General features: G+C 39.8%; 19 protein-coding genes and 1 pseudogene. 2 read left to right on the forward strand and 18 right to left on the reverse strand.

Going from position 1 to position 16,568, the window contains the following annotated elements; genetic code table 11:
• Nucleotides 1-3: 3 nt before the first annotated feature.
• The 6 genes from ACP8HH_RS18180 to ACP8HH_RS18205 form a co-directional block, all read right to left on the reverse strand.
• Nucleotides 4-1,107, reverse strand: coding sequence for a mandelate racemase/muconate lactonizing enzyme family protein (locus ACP8HH_RS18180; protein WP_438313734.1), 1,104 nt, complete (start codon nucleotides 1,105-1,107; stop codon nucleotides 4-6).
• A 218-nt stretch (nucleotides 1,108-1,325) separates the two neighbouring features.
• The gene (locus tag ACP8HH_RS18185) at nucleotides 1,326-2,996 is read right to left on the reverse strand and encodes a peptide ABC transporter substrate-binding protein (protein WP_438313737.1); all 1,671 of its coding nucleotides are present in this window, start codon (nucleotides 2,994-2,996) and stop codon (nucleotides 1,326-1,328) included.
• 63 nt (nucleotides 2,997-3,059) lie between these two features.
• Nucleotides 3,060-4,094 carry an ABC transporter ATP-binding protein gene (locus tag ACP8HH_RS18190; RefSeq protein WP_438313740.1) on the reverse strand — a complete coding sequence of 345 codons (1,035 nt, stop codon included), beginning with the start codon at nucleotides 4,092-4,094 and terminating at the stop codon, nucleotides 3,060-3,062.
• Nucleotides 4,095-4,100: 6 nt separating this feature from the next.
• Complete coding sequence (locus tag ACP8HH_RS18195; RefSeq protein ID WP_438313743.1) at nucleotides 4,101-5,039, reverse strand: ABC transporter permease; 939 nt, start codon at nucleotides 5,037-5,039, stop codon at nucleotides 4,101-4,103.
• Nucleotides 5,039-5,974 (reverse strand): ABC transporter permease, encoded by a 936-nt coding sequence (locus ACP8HH_RS18200; protein WP_438313746.1) that lies wholly within the window; start codon nucleotides 5,972-5,974, stop codon nucleotides 5,039-5,041. The genes ACP8HH_RS18195 and ACP8HH_RS18200 overlap by 1 nt, the downstream gene beginning before the upstream one ends.
• 15 nt (nucleotides 5,975-5,989) lie before the next feature.
• The gene (locus ACP8HH_RS18205) at nucleotides 5,990-6,814 is read right to left on the reverse strand and encodes a M55 family metallopeptidase (RefSeq protein WP_438313749.1); all 825 of its coding nucleotides are present in this window, start codon (nucleotides 6,812-6,814) and stop codon (nucleotides 5,990-5,992) included.
• Nucleotides 6,815-7,149: 335 nt separating this feature from the next.
• Between ACP8HH_RS18205 and mscL the strand changes: the two genes are divergently transcribed.
• Entirely contained in the window at nucleotides 7,150-7,530 is a 381-nt protein-coding gene (mscL, locus tag ACP8HH_RS18210) for a large-conductance mechanosensitive channel protein MscL (protein ID WP_438313752.1), read from the forward strand.
• Between the two features lie 201 nt (nucleotides 7,531-7,731).
• On the opposite strand, the gene ACP8HH_RS18215 is transcribed toward mscL, so the two are convergent.
• The 8 genes from ACP8HH_RS18215 to ACP8HH_RS18250 form a co-directional block, all read right to left on the reverse strand.
• Nucleotides 7,732-8,691, reverse strand: coding sequence for a nuclease-related domain-containing protein (locus ACP8HH_RS18215; protein WP_438313754.1), 960 nt, complete (start codon nucleotides 8,689-8,691; stop codon nucleotides 7,732-7,734).
• Between the two features lie 432 nt (nucleotides 8,692-9,123).
• Nucleotides 9,124-10,056 (reverse strand): ABC transporter permease, encoded by a 933-nt coding sequence (locus ACP8HH_RS18220; RefSeq protein WP_438313757.1) that lies wholly within the window; start codon nucleotides 10,054-10,056, stop codon nucleotides 9,124-9,126.
• Nucleotides 10,034-10,951 carry an ABC transporter ATP-binding protein gene (locus ACP8HH_RS18225; RefSeq protein WP_438313760.1) on the reverse strand — a complete coding sequence of 306 codons (918 nt, stop codon included), beginning with the start codon at nucleotides 10,949-10,951 and terminating at the stop codon, nucleotides 10,034-10,036. Before ACP8HH_RS18225 ends, ACP8HH_RS18220 begins: the two co-directional genes overlap by 23 nt.
• A gap of 2 nt (nucleotides 10,952-10,953) precedes the next feature.
• Nucleotides 10,954-11,652, reverse strand: a complete 699-nt coding sequence (locus ACP8HH_RS18230) for an ABC transporter ATP-binding protein (RefSeq protein WP_438313762.1) — start codon at nucleotides 11,650-11,652, stop codon at nucleotides 10,954-10,956.
• Nucleotides 11,645-12,013, reverse strand: coding sequence for a GntR family transcriptional regulator (locus ACP8HH_RS18235; protein ID WP_438313766.1), 369 nt, complete (start codon nucleotides 12,011-12,013; stop codon nucleotides 11,645-11,647). Before ACP8HH_RS18235 ends, ACP8HH_RS18230 begins: the two co-directional genes overlap by 8 nt.
• 2 nt (nucleotides 12,014-12,015) lie before the next feature.
• Nucleotides 12,016-12,825 (reverse strand): hypothetical protein, encoded by an 810-nt coding sequence (locus ACP8HH_RS18240; protein WP_438313768.1) that lies wholly within the window; start codon nucleotides 12,823-12,825, stop codon nucleotides 12,016-12,018.
• 1 nt (nucleotide 12,826) lies between these two features.
• Entirely contained in the window at nucleotides 12,827-13,615 is a 789-nt protein-coding gene (locus ACP8HH_RS18245; RefSeq protein WP_438313771.1) for a hypothetical protein, read from the reverse strand.
• 130 nt (nucleotides 13,616-13,745) lie between these two features.
• Nucleotides 13,746-14,480: a sulfite exporter TauE/SafE family protein gene (locus ACP8HH_RS18250; RefSeq protein WP_438313774.1), complete on the reverse strand. Its 735-nt coding sequence runs from the start codon at nucleotides 14,478-14,480 to the stop codon at nucleotides 13,746-13,748.
• 217 nt (nucleotides 14,481-14,697) lie between these two features.
• Here ACP8HH_RS18250 and ACP8HH_RS18255 point away from each other — a divergent pair, with 217 nt between their 5' ends.
• Nucleotides 14,698-15,171 carry an immunoglobulin-like domain-containing protein gene (locus ACP8HH_RS18255; protein WP_438313777.1) on the forward strand — a complete coding sequence of 158 codons (474 nt, stop codon included), beginning with the start codon at nucleotides 14,698-14,700 and terminating at the stop codon, nucleotides 15,169-15,171.
• A gap of 87 nt (nucleotides 15,172-15,258) precedes the next feature.
• Here ACP8HH_RS18255 and ACP8HH_RS18260 read toward each other — a convergent pair whose 3' ends face one another.
• From ACP8HH_RS18260 to ACP8HH_RS18275, 4 genes and pseudogenes are all read right to left on the reverse strand, one after another.
• Complete coding sequence (locus tag ACP8HH_RS18260) at nucleotides 15,259-15,717, reverse strand: acyl-CoA thioesterase (protein ID WP_438319250.1); 459 nt, start codon at nucleotides 15,715-15,717, stop codon at nucleotides 15,259-15,261.
• Nucleotides 15,718-15,848: 131 nt separating this feature from the next.
• Nucleotides 15,849-16,046: an ATP-binding cassette domain-containing protein gene (locus ACP8HH_RS18265; RefSeq protein WP_438313779.1), complete on the reverse strand. Its 198-nt coding sequence runs from the start codon at nucleotides 16,044-16,046 to the stop codon at nucleotides 15,849-15,851.
• 77 nt (nucleotides 16,047-16,123) lie between these two features.
• Nucleotides 16,124-16,253 (reverse strand): annotated as a pseudogene (locus ACP8HH_RS18270) (ATP-binding cassette domain-containing protein); the annotation flags it as partial.
• A gap of 164 nt (nucleotides 16,254-16,417) precedes the next feature.
• On the reverse strand, nucleotides 16,418-16,567 hold the full coding sequence (locus tag ACP8HH_RS18275; protein ID WP_438313782.1) for a membrane dipeptidase: 150 nt from the start codon (nucleotides 16,565-16,567) through the stop codon (nucleotides 16,418-16,420).
• Nucleotide 16,568 lies beyond the last annotated feature (1 nt).

The raw sequence follows: 16,568 nt of genomic DNA on the forward strand, positions 1-16,568 counted from the left end.
TTGTTACTCCACTCCTTTTCCAATACGATCCATTTGTTCACTTATAAGTCCCAGGCCCGGTGTTTTAGGCAAACGGATTAATCTTCCTTCATATTCAATTCCGCCACCTACGATATCTTCTGCAAGCATAAGCGGGGCATCAAAATCAAAGCGAGTGACATTCGGTTGACTCGCTGCAAAATGAGCAGCAGCTGTTATTCCGAGTTTCGTTTCAATCATACTACCAACCATACATTCCACACCGTACGACTCCGCAAGTGCGTTAATTTTCAACGCTTCATGAATACCACCCGATTTCATCAGCTTAATATTAATGAGATCCGCAGCACGTAACTGAAGGATACGCAGTGCATCTTTAGGGGAAAAGACACTTTCATCCGCCATAATCGGTGTCAAAGTGTTCTCAGTGACATACTTCAAGCCTTCTATATCATCGGCAGGAACAGGTTGTTCAATCAGTTCAATATCGAGTCCCGCATCTTCCATCATCCCAATTGCACGAACCGCAGCTTTTGCATTCCATCCTTGGTTGGCGTCGAGACGAATTTTTGGAGCACTACCGATACGGTCACGAATTGCTTTAATGCGACCAATGTCTTCACTCATCTCACCAATACCTACTTTTACTTTCAATACATTAAAGCCATTCGCAATATAACGTTCTGCATCGTCTGCCATTTCAGCGGAATCATTCACACTAACTGTAAAATCGGTTTCTAGTTCGTGACGGTAGCCCCCTAGTAACTGATACAACGGCATTCCTGCAAGTTGACCCCGTAAATCATGAAGTGCCATATCAACTGCTGCCTTCGCGCTTGTGTTTCGTACGATGGAACGTTTTAAAGTACTAAACAGAACTTCAGGCTGTCTGATGTCTAGTCCAATAAGTTGCGGTGCAATTACTTCTTCAATTGCATATGTAATACTACCAAGTGAATCTCCAGTGATCACATGTGTCGGTGGTGCCTCTCCCCATCCAACATACCCATTGTCACCTGATACCTTCACATAAACTGCATACGCCGTATGAACAGTCCGTAGCGCTGTTTTAAATGGTTTTGTCAGTGGAACAGCAACTTGGAAAGTTTCAATTGAACGAATTAACATTTTTCATTCTCCTTTCATTTTACACTTGCTAAAGTTGTTGGAATACGATTTTCCGTATCTAGTTTAGCATTTGTACCAAAAAGAATTAATGGTGCACTCATTTATACCAATCGTGTCTTCTATTTGAAGACGCCATGTTTGATTCTTCATGCAACAATATCCACATCATTATACTTAAAATTAAAACACGACGCCCCGGAGGACGCCGCGACTTTTAATTAATTCTTATCCGCAAACTTCAAATCAATATATCCAACTGGATGACGTAGGATATCAGTTACACCTGGTTTTTCAAGTGTTGATTGGTTGTAATAATAAATTGGGAAGATAGGCATTTCTGCCATTAAAAGCTCATCCGCTTGTTTAAGCAATTCCCAACGTTTATCTTCATCTGTTTCATTTTTAATATCAGTAATTAGTTTGTCATATTCTGCATTTGACCACGTAGTACGGTTCATAGATGAACCCGTGATAAAGCTTTCAAGCGCGTTCACAGGATCTGCATAGTCATGCAAGAAAGAAGAACGGGACATCTGATATTTAAACTCTTTTTGCTCAGATGCAAATACTGCGCCTTCAATATTTTGCAATTCCACATCGACGCCCAATACTTTTTTGTAGCTACCTTGAAGTGCTACTGCGATATTCTGATGCGATTCGCTTGTTGAATAACTAAGAGTAACTTTTGGAAGCTCAGTATATCCTTCTTCTTTCATTCCTTCTTCAAGAAGTGCTTTTGCTTCTTCAGGATTAAAATCAACAAGGTTGCCAACTGATTCACGGAACTCTTTACCATCAGGACCAATGAATCCATAAGTAACGAAACCATGTGCTGGTTTTTCACCATTTTTTGTTACGTAATCGACAATGTCATCTCGGTTAACCGCAAGACCGAATGCTCTACGGATTTTAGCGTTTGTGAAAGGCTCCATTGATGTATTGAATCTGTAAAAGTATAGGCCAGCTTGGTCGTCAAAGCGTGCCTCATCGTCATCTTTTAACTGTTCAGCAAGCTCAGAAGGGATTCCAGAAACATCCAACTCATTCGCTTGATACATTTGATAAGAAGTTGTAGCATCGTTTACCATTGCCCAATGCACTTTATCAAGTTTCACCTTATCTGCGTCCCAATAGTTTTCATTCTTTTCAAATTCAAAACTTACATCATGATCCCATGAAGCAAGATTAAATGGACCGTTTCCAACAAATGTTGCAGCTTCTGTGAACCATTTTGGATCAGCAGTTGCTACTTTTTCGTTGATAGGGAAGAAGCTTGGGTTCGTTACGATGTTCGGGAATGCCTCATTCGGTGAAGTAAGCGTTACAACAAATGTTTTTTCGTCTGGAGCAGCGATTCCTACAGCTTCGGCATCTCCTTCACCATTATTGTACGCTTCCGCACCTTCAATGAAATACGCAAGGAACGATGCTGGTGATGCAGTTTCAGGGTTTAGCATATGAAGCCATGCGTAAACGAAATCTCCTGCTACAACAGAATCTCCATTAGACCATTTCGCATTATCACGAATTGTGAATGTATACGTAAGTCCGTCATCTGAAATATCGATCTTCTCTGCAGTTGCTTCAACCGCTAAGTGATCTTCTGATAGACGTGTTAAACCTTCCATTATATTATTCAATGCACTCCATGAAACCGAGTCAAAACCAACAGATGGATCAAATGACGTTGGCTCAGCTCCATTGTTTAGATAAAGAACCTTTTCAGCAGATGCCACTTCTTTATCATCTGTCGTTTCTTCAGTCTTGTCTTTATCCGTATCTTTTTCTTTATCTACCACTTTATCCTTGCCGTTATCTTTCGTCGTTGTACAAGCCGCAAGTACAAGTGCAAGCATTGCTACAATTAGAAATGTCATAAACTTCTTCATTCAAAAGCCCCCTTTTTTTTGTATAAATATATCAGCACTTTCGTGCGAAATACCACTCATAAGTTAATTAAAAACCTGGCTGGCTCGCTCATCCTGTAGCCAGCAATCGACTACATGGGTATCTGATAGGACCGTTGTTTCCGGATAAACTTCACCACATACTTCCATAGCAAAAGGACATCTTGCAGTAAATGGACAACCTTTTGGTGGCGAAAACAAATCTGGCGGTGTTCCTTCAATCGGTTGAAGTTCTTCCTCTTTCAAATCAAGCCTCGGTACCGAATTGAGAAGTCCTTTCGTATAAGGATGTTGAGGTGTATAGAAAATCTCGCGTTTATCGCCAATCTCAATAATTTTACCTGCATACATTACTGCGATACGATCCGCAATTTTTGCAACGACACCCAAATCATGCGTGATTAAAATAATTGAAACGCCCATTTTCGTTTGAATCTCTTCAAATAATTCTAGAATTTGAGCCTGAATTGTTACGTCAAGTGCAGTCGTCGGTTCATCCGCAATGAGTAGCTCTGGTTCACATATTAATGCAATCGCAATTACAATTCGTTGGCGCATTCCACCTGAAAACTGGTGAGGATATTGTTTCATCCGTTCTTTAGGATTTGGAATACCTACAAGTTCTAACATTGAAATTGCTTTCTCAAATGCAGCGGCCTTACTAACTTTTTGATGCGTCCGTAGCCCTTCAGTTAATTGTTCACCGATTTGGAGCGTAGGATTTAAAGCAGTCATTGGATCTTGGAAAATCATCGAAATGTCGACACCTTGAACTTTCCTAAGACGAGACTTACTCATTTTCGCTAGGTTTTGATTTTTAAACAGAACTTTTCCATTTTTAATCTTTCCAGGCGGTTGTGGGATAAGCCCCATAATTGTGTTTGCTGTCACACTTTTCCCGCAACCGGATTCACCTACAATTGCAAGTGTCTCACCTTTATATAAATCGAAAGTGACACCACGAAGTGCTTGGACTTCACCACCAAATGTTGTGAATGATACTTGTAAATCTTCAACTGTTAGTACTTTTTCGGTTGAATCCACTTTTTTCGTACGAGTCACTTCATGTTGTTTCGTCAATATCATTCACCCCCTCAGTTTCGGATCGAGTGCATCCTGCATACCGTCACCTAGGACGTTAAATGCAAACATCGTCATTGAAATGAAAAACGCCGGGAAGAATAATCTCCACCAATACCCAGAAGTTATAACAGGTAGTGCATCATTCGCCATAACTCCCCAACTTGCAAACGGTGCTTGAATACCAAGTCCTAGGAAACTCAGGAAAGCCTCAGCGAAAATGGCACTTGGAACTGTGAGCGTCATCTGAACAATAATCGGACCCATTGTATTGGGTAATAAATTCTTTCGAATAATACGCGATGTATTTGCTCCAAATGATTTTGACGCTGTTACAAATTCATAGTTTTTAATTTGCAATACCTGTCCCCTGACGATACGCGCCATTCCAACCCAGCCGGTGATCGTCAAAGCGATAATAATTGTCGTCAAACTTGGGCCCATTACAACCATTAAAAGAATTACAACAAGTAGATGTGGTAATCCGTATAAGATTTCAATGACACGCATCATAAGCGTATCTGTGCGCCCACCTTTATAACCACTTATACCACCGTAAATAATACCTATGAAAAAATCAATAAGAGCAGCCATGACACCAACAAAAAGTGAAATCCTTGCCCCATACCAAGTTCGAGTAAATACATCTCGTCCCATCTCATCCGTACCGAACCAGTTTGTACTTGAAGGTGCTTTGTTTTGGTTTGGCAAGTCGATTTCAGTTACTGAATGTGGTGAAAATATTGGTCCAAAAATCGCAAATGATGTTAATAGTACTAAAAAGATTAGACCGCCCATGGCTAATTTATTCTTTTTTATTCTCCGCCAAGCGTCTTTCCAGTAGGATAACGATGGTCTAACAACTGCTTCCGCCTGGTCTTTCTCTTTTCCAATTGGCCTGAACCACTCATCCGGAACCTTTACCCGTTGATCTTTGCTTACCATCACACTTCACCTTCCTTTTTATGCAATTTAATGCGTGGATCTAGGAAGCCATAGACGATGTCGACAAGGAACAACATGAAAACTAGAAACGCACTGTAGAAAACTGTCGATCCCATTATTACCGGATAATCGCGGTTATTAATACTTTCAACAAAGTATTTTCCCATACCCGGAATGGCAAAGATTTGTTCAATAACGAAAGTTCCGGTTAAAATACCAGCAAGCATTGTTCCCATAATTGTAACGACCGGCATAAGCGCATTTCTCAGTGCATGTCGGGCAACAATTCGAAACGGGGACAATCCTTTTGCCCGTGCCATTTTAATGTAATCTTGCGTCAGCACTTCCAACATACTTGCTCGGGTAAGTCTTGCAATAATTGCTGTCGGCCCGGTTGCTAGTGCTAACGTCGGTAAAACCATATGGAGTGGACTACTCCACGTTGCGGTAGGTAATAAAGACCAATTGACGGCAACTTGTTGAATGAGCAAAGTTGCAAGTACGAAGTTTGGAACAGAAATACCAATAACGGCAAAAGCCATTGCAAAATAATCGATAATCCCGTTATGCCTCAGTGCCGCGAACGTCCCCAAGGTGATACCCGACAATACTGCCACGAGTATCGTGAGCATCCCCAATTCAAACGAAATCGGGAACCCCCTTGCCAGAAGACTGTTCACCGTCTCATTCGGCTTTTTAATAGATGGACCAAAATCAAACGTCACTATTGATTTTAAATAATAAACGTACTGTACAGCTACAGGTTGATCAAGCTTGTAAAACTTTTCAAGATTCGCTTGGATCGTCGGATTTGAAGTCCTTTCATCATCAAATGGCGAACCCGGTATTGAATGCATTAAAAAAAATGTCAATGTAGAAATAATAAGTATTGTAGCAATCATCATCATGAATCTTTTAACTATGTATTTTGCCATATGTCATGCCCTCCCTCAGCAAAACTTCGTTTGCATTGCTAGTTCGACCATGACAAGCATCGCTCTATACGCTTCTGTAATATCTTTCGCATTGAATTTCACAATTGTTGTACCCGATTCAATTTCACAGCCCGGCATTAAGGCAGCCCATTCCGCTTGTCCGTAATTGTTAAATTCAATACGGAGAACAGGAGATTCTGGTGGAGTAAGCGGTTTAATTTTATGCCTGTTTGCAATTGCCTCCGCAGTTTTCTCCTTAAGCAATGCATGTGCTTTTGTCGGATGTAACGTTTTAACTGCAGACCGAGAAATGGATTGTTTTACTGCCGCCGTAACGATTCCCGGAATAAGTGCCTCTGCCTCACGACAAGCTCCATCATCTCCAGCAACCATAATGACAGGGACACCGAAATGACCCGCAACATATGCGTTGAAACCAAGTTCGCCTATTACGACATCATTGATATACATATTCCGAACACCAAAAGTCATTGAATGACTCATCACACCAGGTTGGCCGGCACGTGAGTGATAACCCGCAAAAATTGCCCCGTCAAACGTAGCATCAATTGACTGTACCATTGAAAGCGGTTTCAAGTCCCCTGTTATTAAATCAGCATCTGGATGAATTTCTTCCACAAGAAGATTGTTCATTTTAGAATGGCTGTCGTTGACAAGAACCTTATTTGCACCAACGTCAAATGCTGCATAAATAATTGCATTCGCTTCTTCCGTCATAATTCGACGGGCTCTCTCATAATTATGTTTTTCCGAGTCGACGAATGTGTGATCGGGTAGCCCCGTAATTCCTTCCATATCAACTGATAAATATATATTCATAGTTCGCCCCCCCACAGTAATTATACACCTCTGAATTGGCCGAGTAGTATGACGCCTTCGTAGAATGCAAGTCTATCAAATTTACTACAATAGTACAATACTTTTTAATAATTGTATTTTCTGGTAATTATTTAAGATGAGACATCCAGTTTTCCCGCCTGCCTTTGAATATACAACATCTACCTAGTTCTAATGATTCATATTTATCTAACCGTGTATAATTTATTAAGAAAAGGGTATCATAGAAAAAGTCTTATGTTTTTCTATAAAGTTTAGGTGATTTATAGAGTTGGACAATGTTGTTTAAATATTGATATATGGGAGTTGAGATTAGTATGTTAAAAGAATTCAAAGAGTTTGCACTGAAGGGTAATGTCATTGACCTGGCCGTTGCTGTTGTAATCGGTACCGCGTTTGGAAAGATTGTTGCATCGCTCGTTGCAAATATTATTATGCCGTTAATTGGACTTATTACAGGTGGAGTAGATTTCACAGGGTTAGCTTACAAGTATAAAGAAACCGAGATTCTCTATGGAATGTTCATTCAATCTGTTTTTGATTTCTTTATCATTGCAATTGCTATTTTCTTCGCAATTCGCTTACTTATGAAGTTTAAACGTAAAGAAGTACCTGTTGAAGAAGTCGTAGTCATTGATGCGCAAGAAGCATTACTCACAGAAATTCGCGACTTGCTTAAACAACAAAATACACGATAATTTTTCATGTAAAAAGGACAACCCTCTCCGGGTTGTCCTTTTTTAAGTGTCCGTAAACTGCTCAATTCCAGTTTGCTTGCACTAGGATATGCTTTGCTTGCACTCAACTCAGATTTGCTTGCACTCGTCCCGACGTTCCTTGCACTCAACTAAGGTTTGCTTGCACCCCAAGGAATTTGCTTGCAAGTCATGACTTATAATCTACACCATTCTCTCCAAAGGGAAGTGATAATATCTTCCCCTATTCACGCCTTGAGGTTCCAGAGGGAGATCATCCAATAATCGACTCGCCGTGTAGTTTTTTGGTACATGTAGGAACTCCCTGCATTGACGATTATTCATTGTGTCGCTTACGAGCATAAACCAGTCTGTAATTGCTTGAATATGCGCTGTTCTACTAATAGATTTACAAACATTGCACCCCCATCCCCGAAATATGCGTTGCATACCTAATGTTCCACATATATCGCAGAGGACACCACTTTTTATTTCAACGGGGTCGATTTGAAACCTTTTGCACATCGGAAATGGATTGAAGTCTATATTTCCTTTTAATAACTCATTTTTAATATGCGAAAATGTTCTTGAATCAATAACTGGGGGATTCAACTCACTTTCACGAAGCATAGAAGGGACTTCGTTTGGAAATAAAATTCTTAAGTCGGGGCGGGTGTTTTCAATAATTTGTCTAGGATTAGGAAAGACAACTGCGGTATGAATGGGAATAGACAAATTTCTTCCATGCAACCAATCCTGGAGAAGATAATGATTGCGCCTTAATTGAACAGACGGACATTCAAATGCATCCACCTGACCATTATCTAGTGTTCGTATTAGTTGATTTGTCTTTTCCGAAAAACTGATGCGTCCTTGAATGTTTTTCACTTCAAAAATATAGGCTCCCTGATGGGATAAAAACAAATTATCAATCTGAAACTTCCCTGTAGATTGTAGATTCAATCCGTGATAAATAGCATGTTCGAAAGTTAGCTTATATTTATTGAAAATAGCTTGTAGCGCCCTTTCCCCATTGATCCCAGCATTGGCAATCCTTAATCTTCCCGTGATATCGATTTCAAGTGAACGACTTAGGGATAAACGACGTTGGAGTGCTTCCAGCCCAAACAAATGATACGGAGTCGATTCCGTTTTTAAAATCATCAACTTTCACCTCTAGGCTGAGCGTACCACAGGTTCTTTGGAGTTTCCTTATGTTGTCACAAAGTCGAATTGTGTGCGTAGAAAGTCGTCGAAATTTGTTTTGACGGGTTTGCTTGCACTGACTAATAGTTTCCTTGCACTACACGCCGCTTTGCTTGCAAGTGAGGAGTTTCGAACTACTCGTTTTGCAACAAATCTCGCTACATCTCACCGGTAACAACATTGCCCAGCACCGGCGATGGTGGTATAATGGGAAATAGGATTTACTGAGAAAAAGGAGTGAGTATTTCATGTGGTTTTTATACATCATGTTTACACTGTTCGCATTTGTTATTGTAGGTAACGTAGCTGGTCTTGTTCGTACATTCGCAAATCATAAATAATTCGACACAAAAAGAGCTCTCTCGCATACGCGGAGAGCCTTTTCTTATTTTAAGCGGTAATGTCACGTTTCATGAAAGTTGCATAACTAATCACCAGAAAAACGACTACATAAGCGGTAAGCACGGCAATCGAAAACGGCATCGTGTTGCTTTCCAACACTTTGTAACCCATTCCATACTGATCCAAACCGTGTGCGAAGACAAGATATTTTGCAATTGCGAAATCCTGTAGGAACATAACAATCATCGTGCCCGTGAAATACAAGAATATCGATACTCCAATTGCCAGACTCGATGAACGGAAAACGGAGCCAATCATGAACGCAAGAGTCGCCATAACACAAACGTACACAAAAGAGAGCAATACAAAGTAAATGGATTCTCCGAACACTGCGCTGATTGCAATTTCCGAGTTATTGAATAAAATAAAGTTTCCTTCTGCAGCCGGGTAAAAAATGTACGCACTTATGACGCTAAATACATACGTCACAACAGTGAGCAATAAACCAAATAATAAAACGGTCAAATATTTTGAAGTGAGTATTTTCCATCGTTTGACCGGACGGGATAACAACATCTTAATTGTGCCTGTTGAAAACTCAGTTGCAACAATGCCCGCGGACACAATAATCATCAGAAGCATTACGAGTGACATTACTCCAGACGTATCTAAAATCGCTTTTTCCCTAGTGGATGGTACGTTGTATTCAACGTTAAAGGAAATATTTTGCTGAAGTTCAGCTCGTTGCTGCAAGAGCTCCACCTTTTTATCCTCCGCCAAGTCCGTTGCTTCAAGCTTTTTCTCTACTTGGCTAAGCTCAACTTTTAGATCCTCCGTCCAAGCGGAATTATCATTAAGCCCTTCCATAAACTTCCCAAGCCCGGAAAGTCCAATAATCATAACTGCCAAAAGGATGACCATAGTCCAAGTTGCTTTTTTACTCCACAACTTCATCCATTCATTTTGTATGAGCTTCAGCAATCTGGCCACCTCCCGTCATTTCTAAAAACTGATCTTCAAGCGTTTTACGATGTGGCTGAACAATAAAAACTTGGTGTTCAAGTGTCGTCAGTTCCTGAATGAGTCCAGGAATCTGTAGTTTTTCTGCATTAATTATAAATCCGTCTTTATGTGATTCCACAGTAAATCCTTTCGCCTGAAGTAAATCTTTGGCAGTTTCTAAAGGCATCGCTTCAATATAATAATGCGATTCTTGAACCTCCGCCACTTCTTTAATATCAATTAATTTACCGTTCTGTATAACTGCAATCCGGTCACACATGAGCTCAATTTCCGACAACATATGACTTGAAACAAATACAGAAACGCCTTCTTCATCAGCAATTTTTCGCAAATACATTCGAAACTCGCGAATCCCTGCAGGGTCCAGTCCATTCGTCGGCTCATCCAATATTAAAAATTTAGGTCTATGTAACAAAGCTTGTGCAAGCCCTAATCTTTGTCGCATTCCAAGTGAATAGGTAGAAACCTTCTCTTTTATCCTATTTTGCATGCCGACTTGGTTGATTACTTCGTCAATACGTTCTTTCGTCACACCCTCATGCATGCGAGCAAAATGAACTAAATTTTTATAACCAGTCATGAACTTGTACATTTCCGGATTTTCTACAATAACGCCGATTTTTGATAGTCCGCCTTCAAAATCATCCGAAAGCGACACACCTTCAATTAGGACATCTCCACTTGTAATGCTCATAAGTCCAACCATCATACGGATTGTTGTCGTTTTACCTGCCCCGTTCGGACCAAGAAATCCCGTGATTTGACCCGGATAGAGCGACAAATTTAGATCGTCAATAATTTTTTTCTTCCCGATTGTTTTCGATAAATTCTTTAGTTCTACAACTGCTTGCATACTCAACTTCCTTTCCTAAATAACGAGATCATCCAAGATGTGGCATCCATCCCGTGTACTTCTCTAATTTCATCCACCGCTTGATGTGCTAAAATTTGTCCCCCTCTAAGGACTACGATTTCATCGAGCAAAGGTTCCACTTCTTTTATTTCATGTGTGGACAGTAGAATTGTTTGCTTCTCCGTATCCGTATAGCGAATAAGTCCCTTCGCAATGTCATCACGCACCATCGGATCCAATCCGGAGAACGGTTCGTCCAACAAATAATAGGTAGCTTCACGACCAAGCGTCACAGCAATTTTCACTCGTCCACGGTTCCCTTTCGACAAGCTTTTTATTTTAGAATTCAGATTAAGATCTAAAAACTGCGCAATTTCTTTCGCTTTAATTAAATCGAAATCAACAAATTGCGACTTATAAAAATCGAATAATTGTCCAACTGTAAAATACGGGTAAAACAAATCAGCATCCGGCATATATGCTATTTCCGAAGCTATTCTACGCGTAATTGGACGCCCATCATATTGTACAGTGCCCGAATCCGGTGTTGTTAAACCTGCGACTAGTTTTAGAAGCGTCGTCTTCCCACTCCCATTCTCCCCAACCAATCCGATAATTTTTCCTATTGGAAGTGTAAACGTCACATCGATGATTGCTTGCTGACCGCCATATTTTTTCGATACATTATTTAACTCAATCATTTTCCCCACCCCGTTCTGTTAAATGAGCAACCATTTCATCTGTCGTAAAGCCAAGCGCTTCAATATTTTGAATAAACGATCGAACAAGTTGTTCCTTCATTTCATCCCGAAGCAAAGCAATCTTTTTTACATCTTCCGTTACGAAAGAACCTTGCCCCCTTTTCGTTTCGGTGATTTCCATTTGCTCCAACTCCTTATATACTCGCTGCATCGTGTTCGCATTTACGCCAACTTCAAGAGCATAATCACGCACAGATGGCAATTTCTCACCCGGCTTAAGCATGCCACGAATAATATCCCCCGTAATACGTTCGATGAGCTGTTGGTAAATTGGTTTGTCTGGAAGAAAATCGATGCCCATCGTCAATACCTCACTTTCTTTTCGAGCAACACGGCACCAAATATGAATAAAATCACAGTTATTCCACCATACACAAAAAGTCCGCCTATCGTGAAGATAACTCCATCTGGAACAAGCAATGAAAACAGATTATGATTCGTTTCATCATAAAATTTGGCGTTCGTCAATCGGACGGGGCCAAATTCTGTAAGTGCACTAAAGACATTTAGAATCCTAACCTTCTCCAACAGAAGTGCACCCACAAAAAACAGCAACAATATAATGAGTGCAGTGAAATTCCTATAACGCGACCTCACCACGTAATAGATAGACAATAATAAATAACCAGTCACCATGACAACGATTGATATTAAAAAGACCTTAATGAGAACACTGATTAGAACGAGCGTCCCATCCTTCAATGAGAGAATTCGATTCGCTTCATTTAAGTACCATGAAACACCAAGCAATCCTCCGCCTACAGAAAGCATAATCGCATTTACAAAAACAGCAAACAACGCCTTTACTCCAACAATTTGATAAATTGACGCGGGAGAATGCAGCCATACATCCGGCCGATTCATCTCACCTTTCAAGCTGGTGAATAATAGTTTTAACCCTAAAAACATATGCACCATAAGCCATAATCCTGTAAAGATGGACATGCCGTCCGAAAAGTCTTGCGGGATATCAACGGTATTTTTTATACCAATAGGCAATAGGGTTACGACTGCACTATTTAATAGAATGAGCGTCAAGACTTCCCATTTTGAAAACATCCATTCTTTCCGAAACAAACCTTTCCAACTGCCTTTTTTCAAAGTCTTTTCCATGCTATAACCTCACTTTCCTTTCAAATAGCACAGCCGATACCACAAATAAAATCACAAGATATACGAGACTTAATAATATCTCGCCCGAATAGATAACCGGTTCAGTAGGTCCTATAAAAAACATACCTCTTTCAATATAAAAAGGTTCTTTCGATGGGTCTCCAATTGGACCCAAAGTAGTAACCTTTTCATATAAAACCATCGATTTCACTTTTTCATTCGCCAACGCTAAAACGATAAAGAGAAGCACGAGAATTGGCATTGCAAAGCTGTTCATTGTTGGCTTAATTAAGTGATAAAGCACCCTGAAAAACAAGCCTAAACACATAATCAATAAAGAGATCGTATAAAATGAATACACTAAAATAGCAATAAAAACGATAAGGTCACTGAAAGACAACTCAACCACTGGCGAACCGAAAATACCTGCATAAACCAGAAATAGAACAACTGAAGTAACCATATTTATCAATCCAACAAACCCAGCAAAAAGTACTTTCGAGCCAAACAATTGAAAAATAGTGCTTGGTGAATGAAGCCATATATCCGCTCGTTGCCACTCCGTCTTCAAACTTTCCAATAAAACGATCATTGGTATAAACAAATAAATACAAATTAATACCAAAAAGACGAAACCAAATATCATTGAATTATTAATCCATTCAACGGACCTCGTCGATGTACCAATCCCTGCAATTGCCATTAAAATGATACTAATCAGTAAGGTTCCATAAAGCCAACCTTTCATTAAGGTGAATTCTTTCTTCACCAATCCATACAATTGCTTCATCTTTTGACCTCCATCCACCCCAGTGTATTAGTTAAATAGTACACTGTTTATAATTAAAATGCAATGGTATTTGCATTTTAATTATTTTGAACACAAAAATACCTCCTTCCATGTTAGAAAGAGGTATTCATCAAAAGAAGCTATTCACAATAAGCTGGATAATCAGTCCAATTGTAACGATGCGCAACAACAGCTTAACGTGTTTCGGATTCAATTTCTCTGCGATTCGAACGCCAATCTGTGCTCCTGATAAGGAACCTGCCATTAGGGCAAATGCAATTGGCCAAATTATTTTCCCCATAGCAATATAACTAATCGCCGCTCCAAATCCGCTTGAAAAAGTTGCGAGCCGAACGAAACCAATTGCTCTCATATAAGAAATGCGTAAATGATTAAACAAATATAAAAGCAATGTCCCCTGACCAGGTCCAAACATTCCATCATATAATCCAATCCCCACCAGACCTGGAACTGCAACTTTCGTCGGCCGAAGACCTTCCTCACCCAAAAAGTCTGCTTTTGAAAAGTATGAAGTGAAAAATGCGAAAATCAATAATATTATGGCCACGGTATACATCGTGCTCTCGGTCAATCTTGTTGCAATAAAACCGCCCGCAAGTCCACCTGTAAGTGAAGCCGGAATAATCCAAAAGGACTCCTTGAATGTAATTTGTTTTTTTAATAGTACTGTCAAAAATGTCGTAAATGAACTTACTGTCGTTGAGATTTTCCCTGCTCCAATTACCGAGTGAATCGGGAAACCCATTAGCAACATTGCCGGTACCGTAATTAAGCCCCCACCGCCCGCAAGTGTGCCTAGCGTCATCGCCACCATTCCGATGAAGTATAAAGCTATGTATTCCATTTACACACCGCCCCCCCTTCCTAAGTATACGTTTGTTTGGGGGATTAGCATATTCAATTGTTCGTCAGCAATATGATAAGAGTTTCTTATGTCGTTAAAGTCCCAAACAAATCTACGTTTACGCTTATTCAATAGAATCTAGAGTAAATATTTTAATCATGATGTAGATCAAGGTGAAGACCCGTGTGTAGTTTATACTGAAGATGGAGGTGGTGAAATGAAAAAGTTACTAATTCTAATATTTATCTTACTTCTCGCCGGTTGCGGAAAAGAAGCGATGGTACCAACTTTGCCAGATCCTACACCCGACCAGGAAATGAACGCATCCGAATCAGGATTATCTCTTACGCTCATCGAAAATACATTTACACAAACACCAATTCAGATTGAAACACATATACGAAACGATAGTTCAAATGATTATCAATATGGCCAATTTTATCATATTGAAATTAAAATGGACGGTCTTTGGTACTTAATCACTTATTCAGATGCTGTCTTTTTTAAAAACAAAGAGTTTATTGACACTGGGAATACTTTATCACCCGGTGAAGAAGCCCATCAACTATTTTCAGTTGACATGCTCGGCGTCACATTAGTCCCTGGAGAATATCGACTGGCAAAAACTTTTTTATCACTAGGTGATTCGTTCCACGAAATTACAGTAGCCGCACCATTTTCGGTAAAATAACGGAGATGAGAAAAGACCCGTACTGGATTACAGTCGGGTCTTAATGGATTTTATCGCATTTCATAACTACTTTTCAAACTTCCACTGTTAGTGTTTCATTTCACCGCGTTGTTTTCGATGCTCTCGACGCGCTGGGCCTGTTTTGAATAAGCTGATTTCATTTTCAGTTTCCGGAAAAATTCCCGGAACTGGTGTTGGTTTGGAGTTTTCATCCATAGCTACCATCGTTAAAAAGGATTCAGTCGTTAGCTTAATTTCACGCGTTAATAAGTTCATTGAATGAACTGAAACAAATACTTCAATTGAAGTACGACCTGTTGAGCTAACGACTGCTTCGAGTTCTAGGACATCTCCTACTCGTGCTGAGTTTAAAAAGTCAACCGAGTCTATTGAAGCAGTCACAACGGCTGTATTAGAATGTTTCATTGCAGTAATTGCCGCAATTTCATCTATGTAAGCAAGTACATGTCCACCGAAAATTGTTTGTAAATGATTGATATCAGCTGGTAACACAAGTTTTGTTTGAATCGTCCGTGACGCACTCATTGGTTTATTTTCTATCACTGAATCTCTCTCCTTTATGTATATACAGTTTGGTTCGGTTGAATACTTTCACCTTATTAGTAGTATACACGCAATATGGTCATTCTATCTGTTCGGATGATAAAAAAAGTCGCTCAAAAAGGTTCGAATAATAGATTTCTACATTGGCATACTGTCGATTTTCCGCAACCGGATTCACCAAAAAGACCAAGTGTTTCACCTTTCTTTATAGTGAAACTAACCCCGTCTACTGCTTTTAACATACTGTGCCTGTCTATTTTAAAAAGCTTCTTTAAATCTTTAACGACTAATAAGTCTTCACTTTCATTCATCTAACTGCACTCCCAACTATTTCTAGTGCACGGTCTGATGGCGTACGAGAACCTTTCATTAAATCAAATATTTAGAGTCGTATGGTTACATCGTGTGCAGTTGTACGCTCATCCGCAATGAGTACCTTCGGATTACAGGTTGCAAGCCATCTTAATGACCAAACGCTGTATCATGCCTCCTGAGAACTGATGAGGGTATGCATCCAGGTGTTTTTTTGCATTTCATTTAACGGCAAACTAAGTAAATCGTGATTCCCATACTTAATATACCCTTCAAGAATAATCGTATTTTGTTTTGGCAAGAAAGAGCATGTAACAAGTTACAAAAAAACATACCCAATTTCAAGGTATGTTTTAGTACTAGGAATTCTTTACTGCTCTTTTGGCCTAGTTGCATCAATTCCGTCAAAGTCCGAACCCAAACTGACGTTTTTGACACCGCCTAACGAACAGAAGTAGTCAATATGTTTAATCAAGTCCGAAATAGTGACATCGCCTTCTGTCATCACAGTGTAAGTCAAT

The organism is Sporosarcina sp. FA9, from assembly GCF_051550205.1.
Taxonomy (GTDB): domain Bacteria; phylum Bacillota; class Bacilli; order Bacillales_A; family Planococcaceae; genus Sporosarcina.

Excerpts from the sequence above, each read along its gene's own strand:
- ACP8HH_RS18180 (WP_438313734.1), bottom strand. The coding sequence starts at position 1,107 with ATGTTAATTCGTTCAATTGAAACTTTCCAAGTTGCTGTTCCACTGACA.
- ACP8HH_RS18185 (WP_438313737.1), bottom strand. The coding sequence starts at position 2,996 with ATGAAGAAGTTTATGACATTTCTAATTGTAGCAATGCTTGCACTTGTA.
- ACP8HH_RS18195 (WP_438313743.1), bottom strand. The coding sequence starts at position 5,039 with ATGGTAAGCAAAGATCAACGGGTAAAGGTTCCGGATGAGTGGTTCAGG.
- ACP8HH_RS18200 (WP_438313746.1), bottom strand. The coding sequence starts at position 5,974 with ATGGCAAAATACATAGTTAAAAGATTCATGATGATGATTGCTACAATA.
- ACP8HH_RS18205 (WP_438313749.1), bottom strand. The coding sequence starts at position 6,814 with ATGAATATATATTTATCAGTTGATATGGAAGGAATTACGGGGCTACCC.
- mscL (WP_438313752.1), top strand. The coding sequence starts at position 7,150 with ATGTTAAAAGAATTCAAAGAGTTTGCACTGAAGGGTAATGTCATTGAC.
- ACP8HH_RS18215 (WP_438313754.1), bottom strand. The coding sequence starts at position 8,691 with ATGATTTTAAAAACGGAATCGACTCCGTATCATTTGTTTGGGCTGGAA.
- ACP8HH_RS18225 (WP_438313760.1), bottom strand. The coding sequence starts at position 10,951 with ATGCAAGCAGTTGTAGAACTAAAGAATTTATCGAAAACAATCGGGAAG.
- ACP8HH_RS18230 (WP_438313762.1), bottom strand. The coding sequence starts at position 11,652 with ATGATTGAGTTAAATAATGTATCGAAAAAATATGGCGGTCAGCAAGCA.
- ACP8HH_RS18235 (WP_438313766.1), bottom strand. The coding sequence starts at position 12,013 with ATGGGCATCGATTTTCTTCCAGACAAACCAATTTACCAACAGCTCATC.
- ACP8HH_RS18240 (WP_438313768.1), bottom strand. The coding sequence starts at position 12,825 with ATGGAAAAGACTTTGAAAAAAGGCAGTTGGAAAGGTTTGTTTCGGAAA.
- ACP8HH_RS18245 (WP_438313771.1), bottom strand. The coding sequence starts at position 13,615 with ATGAAGCAATTGTATGGATTGGTGAAGAAAGAATTCACCTTAATGAAA.
- ACP8HH_RS18250 (WP_438313774.1), bottom strand. The coding sequence starts at position 14,480 with ATGGAATACATAGCTTTATACTTCATCGGAATGGTGGCGATGACGCTA.
- ACP8HH_RS18255 (WP_438313777.1), top strand. The coding sequence starts at position 14,698 with ATGAAAAAGTTACTAATTCTAATATTTATCTTACTTCTCGCCGGTTGC.
- ACP8HH_RS18260 (WP_438319250.1), bottom strand. The coding sequence starts at position 15,717 with ATGAGTGCGTCACGGACGATTCAAACAAAACTTGTGTTACCAGCTGAT.
- ACP8HH_RS18265 (WP_438313779.1), bottom strand. The coding sequence starts at position 16,046 with ATGAATGAAAGTGAAGACTTATTAGTCGTTAAAGATTTAAAGAAGCTT.